Origin of the sequence: Roseburia sp. AF12-17LB, assembly GCF_003479605.1 — a bacterium.
Lineage (GTDB): Bacteria > Bacillota > Clostridia > Lachnospirales > Lachnospiraceae > Roseburia_C > Roseburia_C amylophila.
In genome coordinates this window covers 19,164-44,527 of sequence record NZ_QUHR01000009.1, presented here as the reverse complement: position 1 = coordinate 44,527, position 25,364 = coordinate 19,164, and the positions used below count along the sequence as shown (strand labels likewise).

At 42.0% G+C, this 25,364-nt stretch carries 23 protein-coding genes and 1 tRNA gene; 4 read left to right on the top strand and 20 right to left on the bottom strand.

Annotated features, from left to right (window positions below):
• Positions 1-75: 75 nt before the first annotated feature.
• Positions 76-1,398 (top strand): polysaccharide biosynthesis protein, encoded by a 1,323-nt coding sequence (locus DWV68_RS11010; RefSeq protein WP_118665797.1) that lies wholly within the window; start codon positions 76-78, stop codon positions 1,396-1,398.
• On the opposite strand, the gene DWV68_RS11005 is transcribed toward DWV68_RS11010, so the two are convergent.
• The 12 genes from DWV68_RS11005 to DWV68_RS10950 all read right to left on the bottom strand — a co-directional run bounded on the left by DWV68_RS11005 (position 1,395) and on the right by DWV68_RS10950 (position 14,080).
• Complete coding sequence (locus DWV68_RS11005) at positions 1,395-4,595, bottom strand: ABC transporter permease (RefSeq protein ID WP_243089540.1); 3,201 nt, start codon at positions 4,593-4,595, stop codon at positions 1,395-1,397. The genes DWV68_RS11010 and DWV68_RS11005 overlap by 4 nt on opposite strands.
• A gap of 28 nt (positions 4,596-4,623) precedes the next feature.
• A complete protein-coding gene (locus tag DWV68_RS11000; protein WP_117840773.1) occupies positions 4,624-5,325 on the bottom strand; it encodes an ABC transporter ATP-binding protein in 702 nt (233 codons plus the stop codon).
• Between the two features lie 775 nt (positions 5,326-6,100).
• The gene (locus DWV68_RS10995) at positions 6,101-6,499 is read right to left on the bottom strand and encodes a hypothetical protein (protein ID WP_022242417.1); all 399 of its coding nucleotides are present in this window, start codon (positions 6,497-6,499) and stop codon (positions 6,101-6,103) included.
• Positions 6,500-6,516: 17 nt separating this feature from the next.
• Positions 6,517-6,807 carry a hypothetical protein gene (locus tag DWV68_RS10990; RefSeq protein ID WP_118665795.1) on the bottom strand — a complete coding sequence of 97 codons (291 nt, stop codon included), beginning with the start codon at positions 6,805-6,807 and terminating at the stop codon, positions 6,517-6,519.
• A gap of 19 nt (positions 6,808-6,826) precedes the next feature.
• Positions 6,827-7,060, bottom strand: a complete 234-nt coding sequence (locus DWV68_RS10985) for a helix-turn-helix domain-containing protein (protein WP_022242419.1) — start codon at positions 7,058-7,060, stop codon at positions 6,827-6,829.
• Between the two features lie 86 nt (positions 7,061-7,146).
• Positions 7,147-8,517 carry an MATE family efflux transporter gene (locus DWV68_RS10980; RefSeq protein WP_117840772.1) on the bottom strand — a complete coding sequence of 457 codons (1,371 nt, stop codon included), beginning with the start codon at positions 8,515-8,517 and terminating at the stop codon, positions 7,147-7,149.
• 199 nt (positions 8,518-8,716) lie between these two features.
• Positions 8,717-8,799: transfer RNA gene (locus tag DWV68_RS10975), tRNA-Leu, on the bottom strand.
• Between the two features lie 64 nt (positions 8,800-8,863).
• Positions 8,864-10,144 carry a diaminopimelate decarboxylase gene (locus DWV68_RS10970; RefSeq protein WP_022242696.1) on the bottom strand — a complete coding sequence of 427 codons (1,281 nt, stop codon included), beginning with the start codon at positions 10,142-10,144 and terminating at the stop codon, positions 8,864-8,866.
• A 138-nt stretch (positions 10,145-10,282) separates the two neighbouring features.
• Positions 10,283-12,256: a sensor histidine kinase gene (locus DWV68_RS10965; protein WP_118665793.1), complete on the bottom strand. Its 1,974-nt coding sequence runs from the start codon at positions 12,254-12,256 to the stop codon at positions 10,283-10,285.
• Positions 12,253-12,951 (bottom strand): response regulator transcription factor, encoded by a 699-nt coding sequence (locus DWV68_RS10960; protein WP_022242694.1) that lies wholly within the window; start codon positions 12,949-12,951, stop codon positions 12,253-12,255. The genes DWV68_RS10965 and DWV68_RS10960 overlap by 4 nt, the downstream gene beginning before the upstream one ends.
• Positions 12,952-13,038: 87 nt before the next feature.
• On the bottom strand, positions 13,039-13,374 hold the full coding sequence (locus DWV68_RS10955; RefSeq protein WP_118172780.1) for a branched-chain amino acid transporter permease: 336 nt from the start codon (positions 13,372-13,374) through the stop codon (positions 13,039-13,041).
• Complete coding sequence (locus tag DWV68_RS10950; RefSeq protein WP_117840770.1) at positions 13,364-14,080, bottom strand: AzlC family ABC transporter permease; 717 nt, start codon at positions 14,078-14,080, stop codon at positions 13,364-13,366. Before DWV68_RS10950 ends, DWV68_RS10955 begins: the two co-directional genes overlap by 11 nt.
• A 179-nt stretch (positions 14,081-14,259) precedes the next feature.
• On the opposite strand from DWV68_RS10950, the gene DWV68_RS14905 reads away from it, so the two are divergent.
• The gene (locus tag DWV68_RS14905; protein WP_279222413.1) at positions 14,260-14,937 is read left to right on the top strand and encodes a lytic transglycosylase domain-containing protein; all 678 of its coding nucleotides are present in this window, start codon (positions 14,260-14,262) and stop codon (positions 14,935-14,937) included.
• Positions 14,938-15,124: 187 nt separating this feature from the next.
• On the opposite strand, the gene DWV68_RS10940 is transcribed toward DWV68_RS14905, so the two are convergent.
• From DWV68_RS10940 to DWV68_RS10910, 7 genes are all read right to left on the bottom strand, one after another.
• Entirely contained in the window at positions 15,125-15,823 is a 699-nt protein-coding gene (locus tag DWV68_RS10940) for a 5'-methylthioadenosine/adenosylhomocysteine nucleosidase (RefSeq protein WP_118544492.1), read from the bottom strand.
• Positions 15,824-15,913: 90 nt separating this feature from the next.
• A complete protein-coding gene (locus DWV68_RS10935) occupies positions 15,914-16,393 on the bottom strand; it encodes an S-ribosylhomocysteine lyase (RefSeq protein ID WP_117946762.1) in 480 nt (159 codons plus the stop codon).
• Between the two features lie 195 nt (positions 16,394-16,588).
• A complete protein-coding gene (locus DWV68_RS10930) occupies positions 16,589-18,046 on the bottom strand; it encodes a glycoside hydrolase family 1 protein (RefSeq protein WP_118665789.1) in 1,458 nt (485 codons plus the stop codon).
• Between the two features lie 11 nt (positions 18,047-18,057).
• Positions 18,058-18,909 carry an MBL fold metallo-hydrolase gene (locus DWV68_RS10925; protein WP_118665787.1) on the bottom strand — a complete coding sequence of 284 codons (852 nt, stop codon included), beginning with the start codon at positions 18,907-18,909 and terminating at the stop codon, positions 18,058-18,060.
• Positions 18,909-20,309 carry a PTS transporter subunit EIIC gene (locus tag DWV68_RS10920; protein WP_197420853.1) on the bottom strand — a complete coding sequence of 467 codons (1,401 nt, stop codon included), beginning with the start codon at positions 20,307-20,309 and terminating at the stop codon, positions 18,909-18,911. Before DWV68_RS10920 ends, DWV68_RS10925 begins: the two co-directional genes overlap by 1 nt.
• A 112-nt stretch (positions 20,310-20,421) precedes the next feature.
• Positions 20,422-22,176 carry a BglG family transcription antiterminator gene (locus tag DWV68_RS10915; protein ID WP_118665783.1) on the bottom strand — a complete coding sequence of 585 codons (1,755 nt, stop codon included), beginning with the start codon at positions 22,174-22,176 and terminating at the stop codon, positions 20,422-20,424.
• Between the two features lie 6 nt (positions 22,177-22,182).
• Positions 22,183-22,671 carry a DNA-deoxyinosine glycosylase gene (locus tag DWV68_RS10910; RefSeq protein WP_117696752.1) on the bottom strand — a complete coding sequence of 163 codons (489 nt, stop codon included), beginning with the start codon at positions 22,669-22,671 and terminating at the stop codon, positions 22,183-22,185.
• A gap of 100 nt (positions 22,672-22,771) precedes the next feature.
• Between DWV68_RS10910 and DWV68_RS10905 the strand changes: the two genes are divergently transcribed.
• Positions 22,772-23,431, top strand: a complete 660-nt coding sequence (locus tag DWV68_RS10905; RefSeq protein ID WP_022242683.1) for an alpha/beta fold hydrolase — start codon at positions 22,772-22,774, stop codon at positions 23,429-23,431.
• Between the two features lie 63 nt (positions 23,432-23,494).
• On the top strand, positions 23,495-24,505 hold the full coding sequence (gene asnA, locus DWV68_RS10900; RefSeq protein ID WP_022242682.1) for an aspartate--ammonia ligase: 1,011 nt from the start codon (positions 23,495-23,497) through the stop codon (positions 24,503-24,505).
• A 96-nt stretch (positions 24,506-24,601) separates the two neighbouring features.
• Here asnA and dapB read toward each other — a convergent pair whose 3' ends face one another.
• The gene (dapB, locus tag DWV68_RS10895; RefSeq protein ID WP_118665781.1) at positions 24,602-25,363 is read right to left on the bottom strand and encodes a 4-hydroxy-tetrahydrodipicolinate reductase; all 762 of its coding nucleotides are present in this window, start codon (positions 25,361-25,363) and stop codon (positions 24,602-24,604) included.
• Position 25,364: the final 1 nt, after the last annotated feature.

Sequence of the window (25,364 nt, the reverse complement as noted above, 5' to 3'; positions counted from 1 at the left end):
CCTCTGAGAATAGTTCTTTCTGCCTCTGATTTATCATATACTTTTGACAAATCTGGTTTTTCATGGAGGCTCCAATTGAAACCGTTGAAATCCATTTCAAATCCACTGATTACCGGTACTCTCCTGCTTACTGTGACCGGACTTTCCAGCAGAGTAATCGGTTTCTTCTATAGAATATTCCTCTCCCGCATAATTGGTGCAGAAGGTCTTGGAATTTATCAGCTTATTTTTCCGGTTTTTGCCCTCTGTATTGCCTTCAGTGCCTCCGGCATCCAGACCGCTGTCTCCCGCTTTGTTGCTGCAGCCGACCATAAAAATACCGGCATGAGTTACCTCTATGCCGGCCTGGTTCTTTCTGTGGGAATTGCACTCTCACTTACTATTATTCTGATTTCTTATTCTGATTTTATTGCCATTCATATTTTAGATGAAGCCCGTTGTGCTCCACTCCTTGTTATTCTTTCCTACTGCCTGATTCCTGCCAGTGTCCATGCCTGTATCAATGGTTATTATTATGGGAAGAAGAAAACTCTGGTGCCATCCGTAAGCCAGCTTATGGAGCAGGTTGTCCGGGTCTTAAGTGTCTATACACTTTATCTTATCTGCCTGGAAAAAAGTTATCCCATCACGCCATCCATTGCTGTCTGGGGTATTGTCTGCGGTGAACTGGCTTCTTCACTCTTTTCCGTAAGCTGCCTTCATTTCAAAAAGTGCAGCAGGCATATGAAAAGAATTTTTAAGGAGCTTTCCCTCTTTGCACTGCCCCTTACCGCCAATCATGTAACATATCACTTATTTTCCAGTATCGAAGCCATTCTGATTCCCATCTGCTTAAAAAAATATGGCTACAGCAATCAGGATGCCTTGAGCGTCTTCGGCATTTTTACCGGAATGGCAATGCCAATGATTCTTTTTCCCAATGTCCTTGTAAATTCTGTCTCGGTGCTGCTGATGCCTGCTATTTCAGAAGCCTATGCAAGAAAGGATTTTCACTTAATCCGCCGTACTATTAAAAAAACGGTGTTTTATTGTCTGCTTCTTGGCTTTTCCTGTACCTTCGGTTTTCTTCTGACTGGGAAATGGATTGGACAATTCGTTTTCCAGAACACATTAGCCGGCAGTTTCATACTCATATTAAGCTGGATCTGCCCTTTCCTCTATCTGTCCACCACCCTTACTTCCGTTCTTCACGGTCTAGGGAAACCGGGGCGTGCGTTCTACATTAATATGAGCGGCTGCACTTTACGCATTTTCTTTATCTATGCACTGATTCCAACATATGGCATCCGCTGCTACCTCTATGGCATGCTTGCAGGCGAACTGCTGACTACTTTTTTATCCTTTCTTGCGCTCCTTCGGTTTGCCAGAAAAAAATTGCAAAAAAACAGTCTGCTTTAGTCTATTGATTTTAAGGATTCTGCCATGTTGATACGTTCTAATTTGCCTGTCATCATACAGTTTACAATCCATGCAAAGCCCATCGTCAGCAAAACACTAAAGAGATAACTTACTGCATTAATCTGTACATTAAAGGATACCATATCAATCTGTATCTCACCCATTACAAAACGATGGAACCATTTTCCTAAAATCAGTCCCAGTCCGCAGCCGATAGCAGTTAAGACCATATTCTCCCGAAACACATAAGATGCCGTTTCCTTTGGATAGAAGCCCAATACTTTAATGGTAGCTATCTCCCTCACCCGTTCCGTAATATTGATATTATTAAGATTATATAATACGATAAATGCCAGTGCTCCGGCACAGATAATAATGATAATGACAATATAATTCATACAGGACATCATCTGTGAAATCCGGCTTAACATATCGGAATTAACGGTTACTGCCGTCACACCATCTGCTTTCATCAGTGCCGCACTCACTTCATGAATATCTGACGCATCCGGCAGTCTCACATACACGTTTTTAAATACCACATCCCCAATCTGTTTTTCATAGGATTCCGGTGCAATGTATACATAATTATAAATATGATTCTCACAGATTCCGGTGACTTTTAAGTGCATCTCATTGTTGTCACTGTCACGCAGCAGAATCGTATCGCCTTTTTTGACTGCATAGGTTTCTGCTACTTTCTTTGAAAGTACTGCTTCTTCTTCTTTTGGATAAGCAATCGGCTCCTGTTTCTTTGTATGCAGCGAAATAAAGTCTCCTACTTCATCCGGATTTTCCACTGCCACCATATGAATCGACTTAGTTCCTTTATCTGTCACCAGGTCAATGGTCTTTTCCATGGCATACATGCCTGCTGCATTTTCCTTTTCCAATACAGAATCTAAAGATTTAAGGTCAGCCTCTCCCGGCATCTTTCCATCTTTTAATGTAACTCCAATGTCGTAAAGCTGGATTTCTTCATACTGCTGGTCTGCCACTGCCACTACAGAATCCCTTACACCAAAGCCCATCACCAACAATGCCGTACAGCCGCTGATTCCGATTACCATCATAAAGAAACGCTTCTTATAGCGGACAATATTTCTTACGGATACCTTCTGCAAGAATTTAAGTCTCTTCCAGATAAATGGTACATGCTCTAAGAATACACGTTTTCCGGCTTTTGGTGCTTTCGGCCGCATCAAATCTGCCGCCACTTCTTTTAACTCTTTATGGCAGGACAGCCAGGTCGTCCCAACGGAGCAAAGTACTGCAACGGTAAGTGAAACCAGTGCCAGTGGCAGGTCAGACACATAATAAATCCCACCCATTTTATAGACAATTCCATAGGCGGTTATGATGACTAACGGGAAGAAATGGATTCCCAGCACATAGCCGATTAACGTTCCGCTGATGGCTGCAGAGCCGGAATAGAAAAGATATTTTCCCATTATCTTTCCTTCACTAAAACCCAGTGCCTTTAATACTCCAATCTGTGTCCGCTGTTCTTCTACCATACGATTCATGGTCGTCATGCAGATTAACGCTGCCACCAGAAAGAAGAATACCGGAAATACATTGGCAATTCCTTTTACTACACCGGAATCATTTTTCAGGCACACATAACCCACATTGGTATTCCGGTCCAGTACATAAGTCTCTGGTTTCTCGATTTCATCTATCTTACTCTGTGCATCTGCTATCTGGTCATCCGCATCCTGCATCTGCTCATCAAATTCACTCTGATTCTCCTGATACTGCAATAAGCCGTCTGCCAGCTCTGTTTCTGCAGCCTCAAGCTGATCTTCTTTTTCTTCTATCTGTTCTTTTGCTGCCGCAAGCTGCTTCTCCCCATCCGTAAGCTCTGCCTCGGCAGCTGCCAGTGCATTTTTTCCATCTTCTATCTGCTGCTTTGCGGCTGCCAGCTGGCTTTCCGCAGAAGAAAGCTGACCTGCGGCTGCTTCTAATTCCGCATTCTTTGCATTTAATTCTGCTTCTGCACCGGCAACCTCCGTTAAACCGGCCTCAATCTGTGCCAGCATCTCTTCATAGCCCGGAGTATTTTCTGTCAACTGTGCTTTTGCGGTCTCAAGGCTGTTTCTCTGATCTGTCACCTGCTGCTTTGCTGCCAAATAAGCATTCAATCCCTGCTCATACTCTGCCTTTTTTGCTGCCAGTGCACTTTCCTGCCCGGAAATCTGCTGCGATGCGCTCTCTAATTCTGCCGCCTTAGAAGACAATGCATCCTTCCCGGACTGCAGCTCCGATGCTTTAGCAGAAAGCTCGGTCTTTGCAGAAGCAATCTGATTTTTTCCATCGGAGATCTCTGTTTCTCCATCCGTAAGCTGCTGCTTTGCCGATTCTAATTCCGCTTCCGCTTCTGCCCGCTTTTCCTCTAACTCTTCCTTCTTCTCATCCAGTTCGTCCTGTGCGTCTTTTACAATCTTTTCATAACGGATATCTGCCTGTTCCTTTGTATAGGCCTCCCAGTCTGCTTCCTTTGCGTCCATATAGGAATCATACTCATCGGAATAGATGTCATAATCTTCATCAAATTTAATATAGATTTCTGTGTCATAATCTACTGCAAATCCATCTTTTAATATATAGGCAAATCCGCTGATTCTGCCATTTCCAATGGATGTATTGCCACGTTCAAACTGGATATAGCACGGTGACTGTACCAGTCCGGTAATCGTATATTCTTTGTATGCAAATTTATCTAAATCATCTGTTGTATTATTTTCCGAAAGAACCAGCTTGCTTCCAATGGCATCTTCTGAAAAAAGCGCGGAATCTACCACACATTCATCAGCGGACTGCGGCATTTCTCCGGCAACCAGCTTCAGTTTATTGACCTTCTCTGTGATGGAATGCATCTTGATAACGCGCTCATTTTCTCCGGCATCCTTATAAAGAACCTCTGCCGATATGGCACCCTCTGCCGCCCGGACATCTTCTTTTTCTGCCAGTGCTTCTACATTTTCTTCTGTAAAGCCAAGTGTGGATACCAGACGATAATCATAGAATTGCAAATCCTTTAAATAGACATCCGCAGAATGCACCATGACCGACTGGGTAATCTTAAGGCCGGAAAAAAATGCAACACCCAGTGCAATAATGGCAAGGATAGCAAAATATCTTCCAAAGCTTTTCTTTATCTCACGAAATGTATTTCTCTTCATCATGGATTTCATATTTCAAACCCTTTCTTTTCCACATGGACTACCATTCAATCTCATCGACATCCACGATATGTTCATTTTTCTCTATCTTTTGAATGGTTCCGCTCTTTACGGTAATGACACGGTCTGCCATTGCAGTCAGTGCCTGATTATGTGTAATTACAATGACTGTTTTGCCCTGTTTTCTGCAGGTATTCTGCAGCAGTTTTAAAACGGCTTTTCCGGTATTATAATCCAGTGCGCCTGTCGGTTCATCACAAAGCAGCACCTTCGGATTCTTTGCCAGTGCTCTTGCAATTGCCACTCTCTGCTGTTCTCCACCGGATAGCTGTGCAGGGAAATTGGCTTTCCGTTCACTTAAGCCCACCTCATCTAAAACTGTTGCTGCATCTAACGGTTCCTTGCAAATCTGTGCTGCAAGTTCAACATTTTCCAATGCTGTAAGATTCTGCACCAGATTATAAAACTGAAATACAAATCCCACATCATATCTCCGGTAACTGGTAAGCTGCCGCTTATTATATGCTGAGACTTCTTCTCCATCCAGATATACTTTTCCGGTGGTCAGATAATCCATTCCTCCCAATATATTTAATATTGTTGTCTTTCCTGCTCCGGACGCTCCTACGATAACGCAGAATTCTCCCTTTTCTATTTCAAAATTCACATCATGTAATGCTTCTATCGTAACTTCTCCGGTTTTATATACTTTACTTACATTCTGAAAGGATACAAATGCCATTTGATAGCTTCCTCCTTTTATTCTGGTTATTCAAGTGATTGTGCAAACGGGATAGCGAACTTTGTTCCAATTATATTACGCTGATGCGCAGGGGATTATCTTCCGCTATGAAATGCCATGGTTCTAAAATACGTGTTTTCCTTGTTGTTATAAAAACCGTCTTTCCAATGTTTGTCAGAAGAGCTACACGGTTCGTCGAAATACAGATGCCTGATAAGGGCTGTTTAGGGACACTTGGAATTTCGTCTGGCAACAGGCAACGCTAGTGCACGGATGCACCAGCGAGGCACAACTGAACAAGGATGTGAATTTGTGCCGGTTGCCAGATGCGATTACATATAATATCGAAATTCCCAGTGTCCCTTGCAGGCATTATGTGGCATCTGCCTTCGACGGACAGTGCAGCTATTCCGCCAAAGCAACCGGAAAGACAGTTTACAAACAAGAAAAACACGCATTCTAAGAACGATTGGCATTTCATACCGAATAAAGATAATTCCTCTGTGCATCCCGTAATATTTTCAGACCAAAATCTATCTCCTTCATAACCACCTGTTACCTGCTTATTGTAATGGTAGCACAATCTTTTCACTTTTTGAAATTAAATTTTTCTAAAGTCAGGAAGTACGCTTTCCAAATTACACCTACAAAACCTGCCACCAGCATTTTCTTATGAATGCCTGACAACGAAAAAATCCACTTTCTTAGAATCACAGTCAGAATCTGCTATTCTAAAAAAGTGGATTATACATTCAAATATCCGAAAAATTTTTTCTTATAACAACGGAGCTATCACTGCATCAAACATACAATTTAAACTTTCTTCATATATCTCCTGATACGTGCGGTGAAAAGTCTCAGTAATTGCCATTGCCTGCTTTGGTACTTCTTCGTAAAGTCCAAATGCCGCCTCATATACTTCCGGATTCTTATCGTAAAATGCTTCTGTCATGGCATTTTCAAATTCAAATCGTGCGCCCTTGGAAAGATGCTCTTTAAAATCCTCTTTCCGTACATTTTTCACATAATCATCCTGAAATATATTTAATCCTTCTGCCTTGACTAATTCCTCTAAGCCTTCTTTTACATCTTCGTAAGTCATGGTCTTGAAATTCTCTACAAAGAATTTGTCAAATGTCTCCTTATCCGGAAACTGCTTTGTTAAGCTCTCCATCTCTTTTTCCTCCTGTCTTATACCGCATGCAAAATCATGCGTTCCCGATATACCACTTCCATATGGTCTAATACTCTTCTCGCCCGCTGATACTGGTTATAATGTGTGCTGATAACGCAGACTTCCTTCGCCCCATTATAAGCAACTCTCTTATAAAATGGAACTCTCACCCAGTTCTGTGTAAACGGAATCTCATGGCTTACCAGTGTCCGCATCATCTGACTGCTGACTCTGGCATTGGTAGTTCTGCATAATTCCACATCCCGGTCAATATTTTTCCCCATGGTCTTCGGTTTGCTCTTCTTCATAATAATACCCTGTCTCCTTCTATTTGTCCATAATCTGAATCTCTACGGTCTTCCCCAGACAGCCTGCTACCTTCACCAGAAAATCCAGACTTGGATTATATCTTCCGCTCTCCAATCTGGAAATATTGGATTTCTTCGTGCCTGCCCGCTCTGCAAGCACTTCCTGGGTAATATGCTGTTCCTTGCGCACCGCCTTCAACTGACGCACCACATCCGAACGCGTCGACTGCTCCCTGCTCTTATTCTTCTCCATTTCTCACCTCAACAACTGTCTCTATGTTATCATATATGATAACTTATTGTCAACGAAAAAGAGCCTCAAAAAAGGCTCTTTTTGAACTATTCTTCTATCTGACGCAGCACCTTGCGGAACTGGAAATAGAACAGTACAGACGTAAAGCTTACCGCCAGCACATCCGCTACCGGCTCTGCCATATAAACTGCCATTGCCTGATTGCCGGTAAAAATGTGTGGCATAATATAAATAAGCGGCAGTAATAATACGAATTTACGCATGACCGCTACAATAATAGAAGATACTGCTTTTCCCAGTGATGTAAATGCCATCTGACACGCCATCTGGATTCCGAATATCATAATTGCCATAAGATAAATCCGGAGTGCATTTCCAGTATACGCAATCAGTGCCGCATCTGAGGTAAACATGGCTGCAAATGCTCTTGGAAATGCCATCACCAGTGCCCACAAAACAAAGGAAAATCCAACATCAATTTTCAATAATAAGAAATAGGCTTCTTTTACCCTGTCTGCTCTTTTGGCTCCATAATTATAGCTGATAATCGGCTGCGCTCCCTGACCCAATCCCTGTAACGGAAGTAGTGCAAACTGCATGACACTGGTTAATATGGTCATGGCTCCTACTGCCATATCTCCGCCATATCGTAATAACGAAGAATTAAAGCAGACTGAAATCACGCTCTCGCTTGCCTGCATAATAAACATTGCTGTTCCAAGTGCAATACTCGGCCAAATAATATTTGCCTGCAAAACCATATTTTTTCCTTTCAGGCGAAGATGCGTTTTCTTTCCGCATAAGAAAGCCAGCACCCAGATACAGGAACATGCCTGGGAAAGAACCGTTGCCAGCGCTGCTCCTTTTACACCCATTCCAAATCCAAAGATAAATACCGGATCCAGCACAATGTTAATCACTGCACCAATCAGTACCGACAGCATACTGGTTCTGGCAAATCCCTGCGCCGTAATAAATGCATTCATCCCCAGGGTCAACTGCACAAAAATCGTTCCTATAGCATAAATATTCATATAATCAGCAGCAAAAGAAATTGTATTTTCGCTGGCTCCAAATGCCAGAAGAAAGCCTCTGTTTCCAGCCAGCAGAAATGCAGTCAGTATCAGCGATACAATAATCTGGGTGCCAAAACAGTTCCCCAGCGTTTTTTCCGCCTTGTCCTTCTCTCCTTTTCCCATAAATATGGTTGCCCGTGGAGCACCGCCATTGCTAATCAGTGCTGCAAACGCAGATACTACCATAATAAGCGGCATGCATACACCAACTCCGGTCAGTGCCATTGCACCATCCCCCGGAATATGGCCGATGTACATACGGTCTACTATGTTATACATCATATTAATCAACTGGGCTGCAACGGTAGGCAATGCCAGTTTTAATAACAGCTTTCCTACCGGTTCTGTTTCTAAAAATGTTCTGTCATTGGTCTGTTCCATGTAATCCTCCTTACCTTCTACTCGCGTAACTACGGGAAACACGCTTAGCGAGTTTCTCGAGTTATCGCGGTGCTCGCCAAATCTGAACAGAAAAGAAGTTCGCCAAAGCGAGCTTGGCTCCTTCTTTTCTCCCAGATTTTTCTCGCTACTCGCGTAAAAAAAGAACCGACCAGTAGTCGATTCTTTTCCAAAATATTAATGCCGGCAGCGGGACTTGAACCCGCACGTGGTTGCCCACAACAGATTTTGAGTCTGCCTCGTCTGCCATTCCGACACGCCGGCATTTATTCGGTTCAGTCGAACCGAACAAATGAAAGTTTATCATATTTTCTAATAGATTGCAAGTTTATTTTTCCGGGTCTTTCATATTTTTCAAAATATCAAAGCAGTCAAATGTTGCAAAATAATCCTTCGGTGTCTCTGCACGACGGATAAGCTGTACGGAACCATCTTCCTTCAGAAGTAACTCAGCGGATTTTAATTTACCATTGTAGTTATAACCCATGGAATAACCATGTGCTCCGGTATCATGAATTACCAGATAATCGCCCATGTCAATCTTCGGCAGCATACGGTCCACGGCAAATTTATCATTGTTCTCACAAAGAGAACCGGTTACATCATATTTGTGGTCGCATACGCTGTTATCCTTGCCCAGCACGGTAATGTGATGATATGCACCATACATTGCAGGACGCATCAGGTTTACCGCACAGGCATCCACACCAATGTATTCCTTGTGTGTATGTTTCTCATGAATTGCCTGCGTCACAAGGCATCCATAAGGTGCTAACATAAAACGCCCCATCTCAGTATAGATAGCTACATCACCCATACCTGCCGGAACTAAAATTTCATCATAAACCTTGTGTACGCCTTCGCCGATAACACGGATGTCGTTTGGTTCCTGGTCTGGTGTATAGTTCACACCAACTCCACCGGAAAGGTTGATAAAGCTGATATGGCAGCCTACTTCTTCTTTTAATTTAACAGCTACTTCAAAAAGCTGTTTTGCAAGCATCGGATAATACTCGTTGGTTACGGTATTGCTTGCTAAGAATGCATGAATACCAAAATTCTTTGCACCTTTTTCTTTTAAAATCTTAAAGCCTTCAAATAACTGCTCTGTTGTAAATCCGTATTTTGCATCTCCCGGGTTATCCATGATACCGTTGCTCATTTTGAACACTCCGCCCGGATTATATCTGCAGCTGATGGTCTCCGGAATCTTACCGATTGTCTTCTCTAAGAAGTCGATATGGGTAAAGTCATCCAGGTTGATGATTGCGCCAATCTTGTCTGCAAATTTATATTCATATGCAGGGGTATCATTGGAAGAAAACATAATATGCTTTCCGTCAAATCCCTGGGAATCAGCTAACATCAGCTCTGTCTGGGATGCACAGTCGCAGCCGCAGTCATACTCTTTTAAAATATTTAAGATAAATGGGTTCGGGGTTGCTTTTACTGCAAAATACTCACGGAATCCCGGATTCCATGCAAATGCTTCTTTTACTGCCTTTGCATTTTCACGGATGCCTTTTTCATCATAAAGGTGAAACGGTGTCGGATATGTTTTTACAATTTCTTCAATCTGTTCTTTTGTCACAAATGGTTCTTTCTTCATAATAGTTAGTCTCCTTCTCGCCTGCAGGCTTCCCGCCGCAGACCTCTTGCCTCAGCTAAGTAGTATTCTAAAATTCCCATTGTGACTTGTCAACCCGTCATTATCATTTTTATATTGTATCTTAAGACTTTTTCTCAATTATGATTCATTTCCCACATGATGTGGAAATGTCAGCGTCACTTTAAAGAAATCCCCATCGATAAGCAGCCCGAACGTTCCATTCATAAGTTCTGTCAGGCTCCGTGCGATAGATAATCCAAGTCCGCTTCCTTCCGTATTTCTTGAGCTGTCTCCCCGGACAAAGCGTTCCTGTAATTCCTCTCCGCTCATATGCAAAGGATTCTTAGAAACATTACGGAATATGATGGAAACATTTTTCTCATCCTGCTCCAGGTCAAGATATACTCTGGTTCCCGGCTGTGCATATTTATAAATATTATTCAACAGATTATCAAAAACTCTCCACAGATGTCTTCCATCTGCCAGAACAGAAAGTTCTTCTTCGGGATGATGAATCACAAGCTCTAAATTCTTTGCCTGCAGCCGTTCCTCATATTCGCCCGCTGCCTGTGTCAGCAATACCTCCGGTACACATTTCTCCCAGTTCACCTTCAGCACTCCGGATGAAGCTTTGGATGCCTCAATCAGATCTTCAATCAATTTCTTCAGGCGGGCAGACTGTCGTGTCAGCACTTCTAAGTATTCCTGCACCTTCGGATTTTCCACATCCTCTTTAGTCAGCAAATCCACATAATTAATAATAGAAGTAAGCGGTGTTTTAATGTCATGGGATACATTGGTAATCAGCTCTGTTTTAAAATGCTCGCTCTTCATCCGCTCATCCAGTGCTGTCTGCATTCCGCTTCCAATCTGATTCAGATGCTCTGCATAATTTTTAAATTCTCCACGCATATGGCTGGTGTCCATCTGATAATCATAGTCACCCTCTGCAATCTTCTCACCACCCTGCTTCAACTGATTGAGATTTGCCAGTATGATGCAGAATATCAGGAAAAGTGCTGCCTTTTCTACCAGAAATACCAGAAAAATCCACTCCCAGTTGTAACTGTCTTCCAGCATCAGAACACCGATAAATTCTATGAAAGTAATACCCAGTGCAATCACTACACCTTTATAAATAAACGGCATATGCTTTTTAATATAAGACAATGCCTGTTTCAGCCATTTTACAAACCGGCATAACAGCGTGTTGCTCCACAGCGTCTTTGTCTTATGCCTTACTGAGCAGCTCATGAGAAATGCTAAAAGCAGGGTCGCTGTCAATACTGCCAGTATCACAATGGCAGCAAGGGAGCCTATGTTCGTTCCGTAAAATCCCCATATGTTTCCCAAAAATCCTGCCACACAGGCTTCAACAATATAAAGCATCAGTCCATAAAGTTCCAATGGAATCTTATCGATAAAACTTCTCTGTATTCTGCCCTCTTCATCCTTCTTTCCGGCAGTCCGTACCAGCGTAACCAGTAAAATAACTGCTCCAATTGTACTTCCTGCAAGTACCGCAAAGATTGCATAGCGGGTCTTATAAGCAAAATCAATATATTTCATTTTAAAATACAAATCATCATGATAAGTCAAATCCCCCAGCGGGAAGAATGCCACTGCATAAATATCACCTCTTGAAAGATTTGCATCCTGTTCTTCTACTTCCGTAAATATCTGCTCCGGACTGTTTAAAACATCTATGGAAATTCCCGGATAGCAATAACTGTCATAATTTCCCACGATTGCCATGTATTCCGGAATGACGCTTCCCAGATTTCCGTTTTCTATGGTACAGATTCGTTCCACGGAAGTATCTACACTCTTTTTAAATACATAAAAATTAAAGTTCGTCTCATCAGCCAGGCTGTATGCACAAGACCGCGCATCCTCTGTATCATAATTTACAAAGTCTGAAAAAATTTCTGCTGCCAGATAGGAACCAATCTGCTCCTGAAAGTCTGCCGCTGTTTCCTCCTGGCTGTTTCGATAGATCTGGCTGTCTATCATTTCCAGCGTAAATACTGCAGATAAAAATGCAATTGAAGTCAGTAAAATAAATGCAATGACTGCGCTTGCTCTTCTGATGCCTCTTTTTTTCTTTTTCATGGTGTGTTTCCTCTTTCCATCTTATAGCCCTGTCCCCACACCACTTTTAAATATCGTGGATTTGCAGGGTCATACTCTAATTTTTCCCGAAGATGGCGAATATGCACTGCCACTGTACTTTCTGAACCAAACGGCGCATCTTTCCATACTTTGCGATAGATATCCTTTGGAGAAAATACAACTCCGGGCTGTTCCATAAACAGTTTCAAAATATCATACTCTGTAGGGGTAAGACTCACCGCATCTCCGTCCAGCGTCACAACCTTGGCACTGTCATCTAATTCAATGCCACCGATGGCAAGATTCTTCTTTGTCATGTTTCCACCTCCCAGCTGCATATAACGGCGCAGCTGGGATTTTACTCTTGCCTGGACCTCCACCGGATTAAATGGCTTGGTAATATAATCATCTGCTCCCACCATAAGTCCTAAAACCTTATCGTTGTCTTCACTTTTTGCAGTCAGGAAAATCACAGGGACATTGCTGTTCTCACGAATCTTCACCATGGTCTGGATGCCGTCCATTTCCGGCATCATAATATCCATGAGCACAAGATGTATCTCTGTTTTCTGCATCATTTCAATTGCTTCCCGACCGTTATAAGCCTCGTAAATTCCATAGCCATCCGATGCAAGATAGATTTTTAACGCGGACACGATATCCGGTTCATCATCACATATCAATATGTTATACATTTTCTTTTCCCCTTTCCAAGTACACCATTATTGTATCGAATGAACCTTTAAGAACCAAGGCACCAAGTCTTTAAGATTTCTTTAACATCACGCAAATACTGTCTGTATCAACACCATATAAAGCACGGTTCCCACACCGATGCTCAGTAAATTATTTCTTTTCCACACATGTAAAACAACTACTACGAAAATTGCAATAAATTCCGGCAGACCAAAGGGAAACTTCACTACATTTACTGCCTTTAAGCAGTAAATAACAAGCATTCCCACAACTGCAGGCGGCAGCACTTTTCCAAGATATTTTACGATTTCCGGAATTTCTTTTTTCCCGCTGAATAAGACAAACGGAATTGCCCTTGTTGTAAATACAACCAATCCGCAAACCACAATAATTAATAATGACCGTTCCACACTAATCGGCATTTTCCACTACCTCCTTTTCTTCCATCACCTTACGACCGGATAACAGAATTATCATAATACAAATCATGGATGGCAGAATGAAATTATCACTGCCAAAGATAAGCAGGCAGATAAGAGATGCTGCAATTCCGGTCAGCGCCGGCAAATGATTCCTGCTGGTCAGCCACTGCTCCACAAAAATTACGACAAACAATGCTGTCATAGCAAAATCAATACCCGTTGTGTCAAACGGAATCAGCGTTCCGGCAATGGCTCCGATGGCAGAACCAATAATCCAGTAAAGCTGGTCTAACAACGCAATGGAAAACAGGAATTTGTGCTCATCCACGCCCTCCGGCACTTTTGTAATAAAGAATAAGGAATAGGTCTCATCTGTCAGGGAAAAAATCATATATAATTTCTTTTTTCCCATATCACGGAATTTTTCTATTAAAGACAGTCCATAAAAGACATGCCGGATATTTACCATAAATTCTAAGAATATAATCTGCAGGAAGCTGACTCCCGGTGCAAAGAAATTAACAGCCAGATACTGTCCGCTTCCGGCGTACACCAAGATACTCATCAGGATTGCCCAAAGAAAATTGTAGCCTTTTTCCTGATACATCACACCAAATGCAATTCCTATAAAAAGATAACCTGTCAATACCGGTATCGTATACGGAAATGCTGCTTTCACTGCTTTGACATAGCCATTTTGTTTCATTCAGTAATCCTTCTTTCTAATTCGCCCTTTCTACATCAAACACAATAACTCTACAATATGAGACTTCAAAAAACAAGTTTTTTATGCTATACTAGAATAAATTGTAATTTTAATACACAGCCTGGAATTCGCATCTTAATGAGAAAGAAGAATTTCAGATTATGAAAGGAGTTCTATTCATGCAGATTGATCCGATTACCGCTGCGCTTGGAAGTACCACTGCTTCTACAACCTCTGTAAACGGTGTAAATAATTTTGAATCCTATTTAAATAATGCAGGCAACAATTCCCTTGCATCTATTTTTCAGAAAGCCGCCGATACCTATGGTGTCTCTGTTTCTCTTCTGACCGCCATGGCAAAGCAGGAATCCAATTTTCAGGCAAATGCCACTTCCAAATCAGGAGCCATGGGCATCATGCAGCTAATGCCTTCCACTGCTTCTTATTTTGGCTGTACTGACCCTTATGACCCGGAACAAAATATCATGGCAGGTGCCAAATATATCAGCGAGCTTTTAAATAAATACAACGGAGATACCTCCCTTGCTCTTGCTGCCTACAATGCAGGCAGCGGCAACGTAGCAAAATACGGTGGAATTCCTCCATTTAAAGAAACCCAGAATTATGTAGCCAAAATCACCGGCTATATGCAGGAAGGTGTCACTCTTCCGGACGGAACAGCCGTTGCTGCAAGTGCAAACAGCAATGCTGCCTACAATGCAGGCACTGCAGATAATTCCCTTTCTGTCAGCCAGTGGGATTCCCTTGAACAGGATGCCCTGCAGGATATTCTTGACCGCTTCTTTAATTATGATGACTATTTACGGTTTTTGAATATGTTTATGAAATTTATGTAAGATGACTGCAAAAATTCAACCCGGATATTTGTTGCTTCCTAAAAAGCATAGTTTTAGGGGCATTACAAATATCCGGGTTGTATTTTTTTTTGCGGATTCCTGGATGAGCTGGGAATTCTGGCTTCGCTGACTCTTGTCAGGGTAAAAGGCTGGCATTTCTGCGGTTTTTTACCCAATTCAAAGATTCTTACAGCTCCTTCATCATTTCCTGTACTAACTTTGCACAATGCTCTGCTGCTTTCTTTTCAAAAGTTGGATAATCCTCCTGTGCAGAGCCATCTGCTTTATCTGAAATTGCACGAATGACTACATATGGGATGTTATTTAAAGTTGCTGCCTGCGCGATGGAAGCTCCCTCCATTTCCGTGCAGTCCGGATGAAATTCTGCAATCAATGCATCCTTTATCTCTTTGCTGGAAATAAACTGGTCTCCACTTACTACGCGGCCTTCTGTTACATGAATATCCGGATTTACTTTTTTACATACCTCTACAGCAGTCTTACACAACTTTTCATCTGCCACAAAAGCAAGCTGCTCTAATCCCGGAATCTGTCCTTTTGCATAGCCTAATGGTGTCACATCCATGTCATGTTGAATAGCATCCTTAGATACTAAAATATCTCCGATATCCAATGCAGGATTCAAAGAGCCTGCTACACCGGTATTGATAATATGTGTTACATCATATAAATCTGCAAGAATCTGCACGCACATTGCTGCATTTACTTTTCCTACACCGCACTGTACCACTACTACCGGCATTCCTTTTAAATTACCCTCATGAAATTCCATGCCGGCTTTTTTTGTAATCTGGTCTGTATCCATATTTTTCTTTAATGTTGCTACTTCTAATTCCATAGCTCCGATAATTCCGATTTTACTCATGCTTTCTTTCCTCTTTCTGCTGATTTCCTACTTATGCATTACGCAATACATTTTTCATATCTGCTTTAAAACAAATTTTCCAAACATCCTCTACGCCGGATAATTCAGGTGTGCATCATCAATATGATAGAGCACATTATTTAAATAGCGGTCTGCCAGATAGTTTGCCATACCAAGGTTCATATCAAGATAGTTGCCGCAGTCTTTTGGACTTGCGCCCGGTACCTCACCTTTAAAGTCACGGATGAATTCAAACATGCGAATCATCAGTGGCACGATATCTTTGGATGTATAGTCTCCCGCCAGCAATAAATAAAAGCCTGTCCGGCAGCCCATTGGTCCAAAGTATACGGTCTTGCTGGCATACTCTGCGTCATTTCTTAAAAAGGTTGCGCCAAGATGCTCTATGGTATGCACCTCTGCGGTATTCATAACCGGTTCATCATTTGGTGATGTCATTCTTAAATCAAAGGTTGTTACTGTACTGTCTCCTACTGCATCCTTTCTTGATACATAGACACCCGGCTGCAGTTTTATATGGTCGATTGTAAAGCTTGCTATTTTCTCCATGTGTTTCTTCCTTCTTTCTCTTTTTTCAGAGTAAATTTATCATGCATTTTCTTTTGTGTCAAATATTACAGCTGCAGTGTGCATCCCCGCGGAGCGTTTTTTACTTTACAGGAAAGCAATTTCCTGTAAAGTAAAAAAGTAAGATGCATACCCGATACCTGCTGTACGCATCTTACTCTTTATCTCCGCCATCCTTTATGCGGTAATATTTTTTCCATTTTCCTGAATGCACTTTGCATACCAGTAATAGCTGTCTTTTGGGATTCTCTTAAAATCTCCGCTGCCATCATCATGTCTGTCCACATAAATGAGCCCGTAACGTTTCTTCATTTCGCCGGTTCCGGCACTGACAAGATCCATGGCTGACCAGATGGTATAGCCGAACAGGTCTACACCGTCCTCGATTGCCTCGCCCATTGCTGCGATATGGTCATTGAGATAGGAAATACGGTAATCATCGTGGATGCTTCCATCTGCATCGACTTCATCCGGTGCACCAAATCCATTTTCCACCACCATCATCGGAAGATGATAGCGGTCCCAAAGTTCATTTAATGTATAGCGCAGTCCCTTTGGGTCTATCTGCCAGCCCCACTCACTGGCGGTCAGATACGGATTCTTGGCTCCCTCTAAAAGATTTCCATCGGTCTGCTCTGCTGCATCATCTATCGTGGCACAGTTTGTCATATAATAGCTGAAGGTATAGAAGTCCACACAGCCTGCTTTTAAAATTCCATCATCCTCCGGCTCCTTCTGAATCGTAATTTGATGTTCTTTAAAATAACGGTTCATATAAGACGGATAACTGCCGAACACGGCTACATCTCCGGCAAATTTATTTAATAGCCGGTCTTTGTGCTGGCACTCTAACATATCTTCCGGCCGGCAGGTCAGCGGATACTGCGTAATGTGTCCAATCATACAGCCCACTTTTATTTCCGGGCTGATTTTCCTTGCTTCTATCACCGTTTTTGCTCCGGCAACAAACTGGTGATGTAATGCCTGGAATCTTACTTTTTCGTCTACGGTCATGGATTTAAGAGAAATAAATGCTTCCCCACCAAGATATTTTCCATCAAGCAGCCCCAACGACTTATAAGCACCCATTGGCATTACGCCAAAGTTAATCTCGTTAAATAGAAGCCAGTAATGTACCTCCTCTTTAAAATAATTCATTACACAACAGGCATAACGAACAAAATCATCAATTACTTCCCGGTTTGCAAAACCGCCCTTTTCTTTTACCAGATACCATGGCATTTCAAAGTGGCTTAAGGTCACCACTGGCTCTATGCCATGGGATTTGCACAGGGTAAAGATGTTTTTATAAAAAGAAAGTCCTTCCTGATTTGGCTCCTCTTTGCATCCGGTTGGAAAAATTCTTGCCCAGCTGATACTCATGCGATAACATTTGCAGCCCATCTCCGCCAAAAGGCGGATATCTTCCTCATAATGATGATAATGGTCTACCGCATCATGGCTCGGATAGAATGCTCCTTCTTCCATGGTACTGCGAAACATCCGTGGTTTTCCGATTCCGCCACCTTTTATATAGTCCTGTATGGTAAGTCCCTTTCCTCCTTCTAAATATCCTCCTTCGCACTGGTTCGCAGCAGTGGCTACGCCCCATAAGAAATTTTCTTTAAATTCCACTTACACTCCCCCTATCGCTCTATTTTCCTTCCGAGGAATTCACCCAGCCGCTCATCAGAATATATGAGATTTACAGTCTGATAAAAATGCTGATAACCGTCTCCTGCAAAAGAATGGAATGGTGCATCCTTTTTATAATTCTCCTGCAGTTCCCATTCGAAACAGTCTATCAAATCTGTCAGATAATTTTTCTGAATCGGAATAATGTCATGTGCCGGATAAATTTTATAATCCTCTGTTACTTTTAATGCCAGCTCCTTCAAGCTGTGAAGTGTGCTCTGGAAGGGAGCCTGCACATCATTTCCCTGAAAATGCCAGATGTTATGTGCAGATATCTGGTCTCCGGAAAAGAGCCATTTTTTCTCCTCTTCCAGAAGCATAATATGTCCATAGCTGTGTCCCGGCGTATGTAATACCGTAAATTCAATATCTCCCAGCGAAATCTTGTCCCCATGACAGAGAAAATGAGGTTTCGTCCTACTGCTGATTCTCCACTCCGGGAACTCTTCCGGTATCAGTTCTTTTGTCCAGGGCATTTTATTTACCCTGTAATCCATTGCTTTTTTACGCATCTCTGTAGTGTCATTCCAAAGAAGCTTTCCCCAGTCCAGCGGATGTATCCACACTTCATCAAACCATTTGCTTCCAAGACCATGATCCGGGTCACCGTGGCTTAACACCAGCATAACCGGCAAATCTGTAATTGTACGAACCAGTGGCATGATATTTTCATAGCCATAACCAATGTCAAAGAGCATTGCCTTATCACTTCCTATAACAAGATAACAATGCACACTCTCTGTCTCCGTAATCACATAAAGCTGATCCGATATTTTTTCCACTACATTCAGACTTTTTTCCATTAAGCTGCTTCCTCTCCATAAATGCTGTCATCAAATCCTAACACCCAGGTTGATACAAAGCTTACTACAATGGTAATTGCTGCTGCAGCAATTGCAAAATAGAAGTTACTCATCGTTCCATCCGGATTTAAGAAAATCGGCATTGTAAAGAAGGATGGAGCACCGAAGCTGTATACTCTTACGCTGAAGATTGCACAGAAGATTGCGTTTACGATACATGCAATCCAGGTAGCAATCAAAGGTTTCTTCATTCGTACACAGATTCCATAAAGGGTAGGCTCTGTAACTCCTGCCAGGAATGCTGTAATTGCACAGGAAGATGCCAGTGTACGAAGGTTTTTATTTTTAGTTTTTAACATACAAGCTAATGCTACACCGAACTGTGAGAAGTTCATTCCGATAAATGCAACGAATAACATATTATCATATCCTGCTGTTGCAAACATGGACATTACAAGCGGAATCAATGCAAGATGCATTCCGGTTAATACTAAAAGTGGTGCAAGACAGCCAACAATTAATACAGAAGACCAAGGTGCTACGTTATTGATTGCGGTCAGTGCTTTGCATAAAAGGTCTCCACAATAGCTTCCGATTGGTCCGGTAATACATAACATAACTGGAATCATGATAATAACAGACAGTAACGGTTTAAATACAAATTTAACTGCTGCTGGAACAATTTTAACTACCAGCTTCTCTACATAGCTGAAGATCCAGATAGTTAAAATAATCGGAATTACGGTAGAGCTGTAATTTACTGTTTTCACCGGCAGTCCGAAAAGTGATACAAAGCTTCCCTGCTCCGTTAATCCAATCAATGTCGGACTAATCATAATTGCACCAAGGAAAACACTGGTCATAATATCACAGCCGAATTTCTTGGCAGAAGTATATGCCAGTAATACCGGCAGGAAATATAATGCTGCATTTCCAACCATGCTGATGATGGTATAGGTTGTGCCTTCTGTACTCAGTCCGCACTTGGTTAAAATAATCAGTAATGCTGAAATCAATCCACTACACATAATCAGTGGAATTGCCGGTCCTAAAATGGCAGAAAGCACATTGAGAATTTTTGATACAATTCCATTTTTCTCCGGTGCTGCATCTGCTTTTTCAACCTTCTTGCCATCACTGCTGTTTTCAATCTTATGCTTTGCTACAATTGCAGCATAAGCGGATGCTACATCATTTCCAATGATAACCTGAACACCGCCAACACTTTCTACTACGCCCATGACATCCGGCAGCTTCTTGATTCCTTCCAGGTCTACCTTAGACATATCTGCAAGCTGAAAACGAAGTCTTGTAGCACAGTGAAACAGCTTGGTAATATTTTGTTCTCCTCCCAGCCGGGTAATAATTTCATCTCCCAGCTTCTCATAATTTTTTCCCATAAACATTCTCCTTTCATAAATGACCCGCATTTATTTTGTTAAGCTTATTATACCATGCTTTTATGTTTCAGGAAATTTATACTTTTGCGTCATTAATAGCGAAATCCTCTGCCTAGCTCTGTCCACCTAACAGCTCTTTTACATAGTCAAAGAATTCTATCATATCCCCTTCTCCGCCATAATGTGCTGCAATAACTTCTGTAATCTGCTTACCGCCATAAGCAAATGGCTTTTTAAGATAAATACGATAAATCTTATTTCTTCCATCCTGCTCATGGTCAATCATAGAAAGACGGCTGCTTCCGATGGTCTCCTCCGACACCTTCCGTTCCGGATATCCATAGCCGATTCTTTTCTTTAAATCTTCAAAGTCTGCCACTTCTTCTATCAGATACAGACTGTCCTTTGTGCCATATTTTTTCCGGAGCTTTTCTTCCGTTTCCTTCCAGTAGTTATTTTCAAGCTTATCAACATTTCTCCCCAGCCGCATAATCTGCTCATTGTCTGCAAAAAGGTCGAGATAAGTAAAGGAAGCATCCTTTAATACCAGCTCCTTTTCCGATGTAATCCGAAGCTGGTAATTCCGGCAATACCGTTCTTTTCTCTGTTCAAATAAATATTCCGGGATAACTGTTATTTCACTGATTCGCTCCCCTAAGAAGCTTTTTAATTTATTCTGTACATTATAAATGCTGCTGGCACTCTGGTCACTGATAAATAAAATATCCGGCTTTCTTCTGTTACGTTCAATGGCTGATGCAAAATAAAGCACCAGATAGCCCATTTCCGCATCCGGAATCTCTGTATTTAAAACAGGACTTAAACAGGTTCTTAAAAGATGCATTTCCAGCGGATACCGCTTCGCCATTTCTTTGGTATGATTTCCGATATTATTACGACCGTTCTGAATCCGGAGTTCCATTCTTGACACATGGTCTGATAAAACCTCTAAAAGATCCCGCTCCACCTGCAATTTAAGTCCGGTTTCCTCCTGCACCCGCTGGATAAATACTTCTAATTTCTGCAGCATATCCAGTTGAATGTCCGTCTCCTTACAGACCATATTCAATTCCTTTAACCGTGCCTCTACATTCTGCATTTCCATTTCCGGAAAATGATATCCGCAGACTTTCTCTATCTCTTCCACCAGCTCCATTGCCAGTCTGCCCGGACGGTTGATGCTGTCCTCTCCTTCTGTTACTGGAAATCCCATCTGGCTTCGCATCATGCAGACCGCAAGATAACGTGCAAAATCATGATAGGCTTCTCCCGATACGATAAACTGGTTTCTGGTAAATACTTCTGCCAGAACAGCCTGTAACTTTTTCTGATTTTCTGCAAACTGCTCCATCTCTTCTTCCGAAAACAACATATGATAATCCTGTCTGCTCTGCATGGTCTTCATGCACATGATTCTCTTTACATTCTCCGATGCCTGAATCTTAAGTCCATATTGTCCGGATACCAAAAGATCTGCCCCCGGCGTGCGGCTTATAATCCGCTTTACCTGCGGCAGGTCAGAAGTTACAGATGACCGGGAAAGGAATAATCGCTCAGAAATCGTTCCAATACTGGTATACTCCTTTTCAAACAGCAGCAAAGTAATAATCTGCTTGGAATGCACATAGTTCTCCTGTCCGCAACTTTTCTGTTCCTGCTCTAATGCAATCTTATTTTTCAAAAGATACCCCAGCCGGTTATTAGACTGTATCAGAGGCTCTCCTGACTGTTTCTCATTGATTGCCTTAATATCCATCTGCAGTGTCCTGCTGCTCACCCCGATATTTTCCCGCAGAAGGGAACCACTCATCCAGCCATCTGCACTTTTTAAGACCGCTATAATCTTTAACTGTCTGTCTGTATACATTTCATCCTATCTCCTGATTTTCTTCCATTCTTCTATCAGCCGCTCCAGACTCCATGCAGCATTGGCAGGACTGGTGGACGGCAGCTTGCAGATTTCTGCCTTATCCTTACAGGAACAGTATTTCATAAATAATTCGTAGGCTTTTGCGCCATTTAGGAAAACAGCCTCGATGGGAGCCTCCGTTAACAGCCGTTCAATATCATTCGCCACAACATTTGTTATGCTGCTGTCTGAAGATCCTGCTATGTCGCAGGATGCAATAACATCCCAGATAGCAATATGATTTTCAAGAAGAAATGCCTTCTTTTCTTCTATCGTCTCTGGGACCTCACAGCCGCATACTGCCGCCGTTACTTTCCAGAAGCGGTTTCTCGGATGGCCGTAGTAAAACCGGTTCTCTCTCGACTTGACCGACGGGAACGTGCCTAAGATTAATACTCTGGATTTTTTATCGTATACCGGGGCAAAAGTATGCATAACATGTTCTGTCTCCATCTTGTTTTCTCCTTTATAAAATGCTACACTAAAAAAGTTGAATTACCTTTACTATAAAATAGAATGACAAAATAATCAATTTTAAAGGACGATAATCATTATGTATATTCAATTAAATGGTCAGATTCTCTATTATGAAAAATATGGCGAAGGGCAGCCTTTCCTGCTAGTGCATGGAAATGGCGAAACCCACGAAATTTTTGATGTACTGATTCCGGAGCTTGCCGAACATTATACCGTTTATGCCATCGATTCCAGAGGTCACGGTCTTTCTGCTTCTCCAAAAGAACTTCATTACATGGATATGGCAGACGACATGGCAGCTTTTATTGATGCCTTAGAATTAAAGGCCCCTCTCTTTTATGGCTTCAGTGACGGCGGTATCGTCGGACTTCTCTTAGCTTCGAAATACCCGGATAAGCTCTCCAAGCTTATGATCAGCGGTGCAAACCTGACGCCAAAGGACATCAAAGGAAGAGACTACCGCCGCATCCGCAGGGAATGCAAAAAGAATCCGAATCCTTTTTCCACAATGATGCTCAATGAGCCAGATATCCAGCCGGTGGACTTACATAAAATCAAGATTCCAACCCTTGTCTTAGCCGGCGAAAAAGATTTAATCAAGAAAAAGGTTACAAAAAAGATTGCAGAAAATATTGAGCATGCCACTCTGGTTATTGTTCCGGGAGAAGGTCATGGAAGTTATATTGAACACAGTGATAAATTATATCCGCTTCTGTACTCTTTTTTAAACAAATAATCCATTGCAAACTCGAATTGCTGTGCTATAATAATTGCAGACTAAAATGAAAAAGGAGCTATTATGGAACATCTGATTATACCAAAAAATTATCAGTCTCAACTTAACCTGCATGATACACAGATTGCGATTAAAACAGTGAAAGATTTCTTCCAGAATCTGCTTTCCCTGCGTTTAAACCTTTCCCGTGTTTCAGCACCACTTTTCGTTGACCCTGATTCCGGATTAAATGATAACTTAAATGGTGTGGAGCGTCCGGTTACGTTCACCATCAAAGAACAGAATGAGCGTAAAGCAGAAGTTGTTCACTCTCTTGCTAAATGGAAACGTTATGCCTTAAAGCATTATGATTTCAAAGAGGGCGAAGGTCTTTACACCGATATGAATGCTATCCGCCGCGATGAAATCGCAGATAATATCCACTCTATCTTCGTAGACCAGTGGGACTGGGAAAAAGTCATTGCAAAGAAAGACCGCAGCATGGAAACTTTAAAAGATACTGTCCGTACTGTATACAAATGTCTTCGTAAAACAGAAAAATATATGGCTATCCAGTACGATTATATTGAAGAGATTCTTCCGCATGATATCTTCTTCATTACCACTCAGGAATTAGAGGATATGTTCCCTGAAAATACTCCAAAGGAGCGTGAATATTACATAACCAAGGCAAAGGGTGCTGTCTGCATCTTACAGATTGGTGATGTCTTAGAATCCGGCGAGCGTCATGACGGACGTGCCCCGGACTACGATGACTGGTCTTTAAATGCCGACATCTTAGTATACTATCCTGTCCTTGATATTGCACTGGAATTATCTTCCATGGGAATCCGTGTAGACAAGGCTGCACTGCTCTCACAGCTTGATAAAGCAGGCTGCCCGGAACGTGCTAAGCTTCCTTTCCAGAAAGCAATCATTGATGGCAAACTTCCATATACCATCGGTGGAGGAATCGGACAGTCCCGTATCTGTATGTTCTTCCTTCGTAAGGCCCATATCGGAGAAGTCCAGTCTTCTCTCTGGCCGGAAGACATGTGCAAGGCTGCAGCAGATGCAGGTATCCAGTTATTGTAAAACGAACTATGCGTAAATATTAAATCCCCGGTATCATATCTTTTTCGGATATGATACCGGGGATTTCTTATTTTGTAATTATATGCGTGCCCAACTCTACTCTGCACGGATTACATCATGCATATCATACATTCCGGCAGGTTTTCCCTTTAAGAACTTTGCTGCTTCTACAGCTCCTTTCCCAAAGATTGCCTTAGAATATGCCGTATGCTTAAATTCAATCACTTCATCAGTTCCTGCGAAGATTACTTCATGTTCACCAACAATGCTTCCTCCACGGACTGCCTGAATACCGATTTCTTTTGCATCTCTCTTCTTCCGCTCACTGCTCCTGTCTAATTTATAGGAATAGGTATTGTCCATAGCTTCATTCATGGCATCTGCTAATGCAAGAGCAGTTCCACTCGGCGCATCCAGCTTCTGGTTATGATGTTTCTCTACGATTTCCACATCAAAGCCGGCAGGTGCAAGCTTCTTTATAGCAGTCTGCAATAAATCCATTAAGGTATTGATTCCAAGTGACATATTGGCAGATTTTAAAATTGCAGTCTCTTTGCTGGTCTCAGTAACTTTCGCCAGCTGGTCCTCGGATAAACCGGTGGTGCAAAGTACCAGCGGAAGCTTCTTCTCTCCACAGTAATTTAACAGTTCATCAACTGCCTTGGCATTGGAAAAATCAATCACAACATCTGCTGTAATCTGGCATTCCCGGATGGTCTTATATACCGGATAATCATTTTTCTTCTCATCATAGGTATCAATTCCGGCTACAATCTCCACATCTTCGTCCTGTGCAATCAGGCCGGTTATTACCTGACCCATTTTTCCATTACAGCCATGCATGATTACTTTTGTCATC

Excerpts from the sequence above, each read along its gene's own strand:
- DWV68_RS11005 (WP_243089540.1), bottom strand. The coding sequence starts at position 4,595 with ATGAAATCCATGATGAAGAGAAATACATTTCGTGAGATAAAGAAAAGC.
- DWV68_RS11000 (WP_117840773.1), bottom strand. The coding sequence starts at position 5,325 with ATGGCATTTGTATCCTTTCAGAATGTAAGTAAAGTATATAAAACCGGA.
- DWV68_RS10995 (WP_022242417.1), bottom strand. The coding sequence starts at position 6,499 with ATGGAGAGCTTAACAAAGCAGTTTCCGGATAAGGAGACATTTGACAAA.
- DWV68_RS10990 (WP_118665795.1), bottom strand. The coding sequence starts at position 6,807 with ATGAAGAAGAGCAAACCGAAGACCATGGGGAAAAATATTGACCGGGAT.
- DWV68_RS10985 (WP_022242419.1), bottom strand. The coding sequence starts at position 7,060 with ATGGAGAAGAATAAGAGCAGGGAGCAGTCGACGCGTTCGGATGTGGTG.
- DWV68_RS10980 (WP_117840772.1), bottom strand. The coding sequence starts at position 8,517 with ATGGAACAGACCAATGACAGAACATTTTTAGAAACAGAACCGGTAGGA.
- DWV68_RS10970 (WP_022242696.1), bottom strand. The coding sequence starts at position 10,144 with ATGAAGAAAGAACCATTTGTGACAAAAGAACAGATTGAAGAAATTGTA.
- DWV68_RS10965 (WP_118665793.1), bottom strand. The coding sequence starts at position 12,256 with ATGAAAAAGAAAAAAAGAGGCATCAGAAGAGCAAGCGCAGTCATTGCA.
- DWV68_RS10960 (WP_022242694.1), bottom strand. The coding sequence starts at position 12,951 with ATGTATAACATATTGATATGTGATGATGAACCGGATATCGTGTCCGCG.
- DWV68_RS10955 (WP_118172780.1), bottom strand. The coding sequence starts at position 13,374 with ATGCCGATTAGTGTGGAACGGTCATTATTAATTATTGTGGTTTGCGGA.
- DWV68_RS10950 (WP_117840770.1), bottom strand. The coding sequence starts at position 14,080 with ATGAAACAAAATGGCTATGTCAAAGCAGTGAAAGCAGCATTTCCGTAT.
- DWV68_RS14905 (WP_279222413.1), top strand. The coding sequence starts at position 14,260 with ATGCAGATTGATCCGATTACCGCTGCGCTTGGAAGTACCACTGCTTCT.
- DWV68_RS10940 (WP_118544492.1), bottom strand. The coding sequence starts at position 15,823 with ATGAGTAAAATCGGAATTATCGGAGCTATGGAATTAGAAGTAGCAACA.
- DWV68_RS10935 (WP_117946762.1), bottom strand. The coding sequence starts at position 16,393 with ATGGAGAAAATAGCAAGCTTTACAATCGACCATATAAAACTGCAGCCG.
- DWV68_RS10925 (WP_118665787.1), bottom strand. The coding sequence starts at position 18,909 with ATGGAAAAAAGTCTGAATGTAGTGGAAAAAATATCGGATCAGCTTTAT.
- DWV68_RS10920 (WP_197420853.1), bottom strand. The coding sequence starts at position 20,309 with ATGGGAAAAAATTATGAGAAGCTGGGAGATGAAATTATTACCCGGCTG.
- DWV68_RS10915 (WP_118665783.1), bottom strand. The coding sequence starts at position 22,176 with ATGTATACAGACAGACAGTTAAAGATTATAGCGGTCTTAAAAAGTGCA.
- DWV68_RS10910 (WP_117696752.1), bottom strand. The coding sequence starts at position 22,671 with ATGGAGACAGAACATGTTATGCATACTTTTGCCCCGGTATACGATAAA.
- DWV68_RS10905 (WP_022242683.1), top strand. The coding sequence starts at position 22,772 with ATGTATATTCAATTAAATGGTCAGATTCTCTATTATGAAAAATATGGC.
- asnA (WP_022242682.1), top strand. The coding sequence starts at position 23,495 with ATGGAACATCTGATTATACCAAAAAATTATCAGTCTCAACTTAACCTG.
- dapB (WP_118665781.1), bottom strand. The coding sequence starts at position 25,363 with ATGACAAAAGTAATCATGCATGGCTGTAATGGAAAAATGGGTCAGGTA.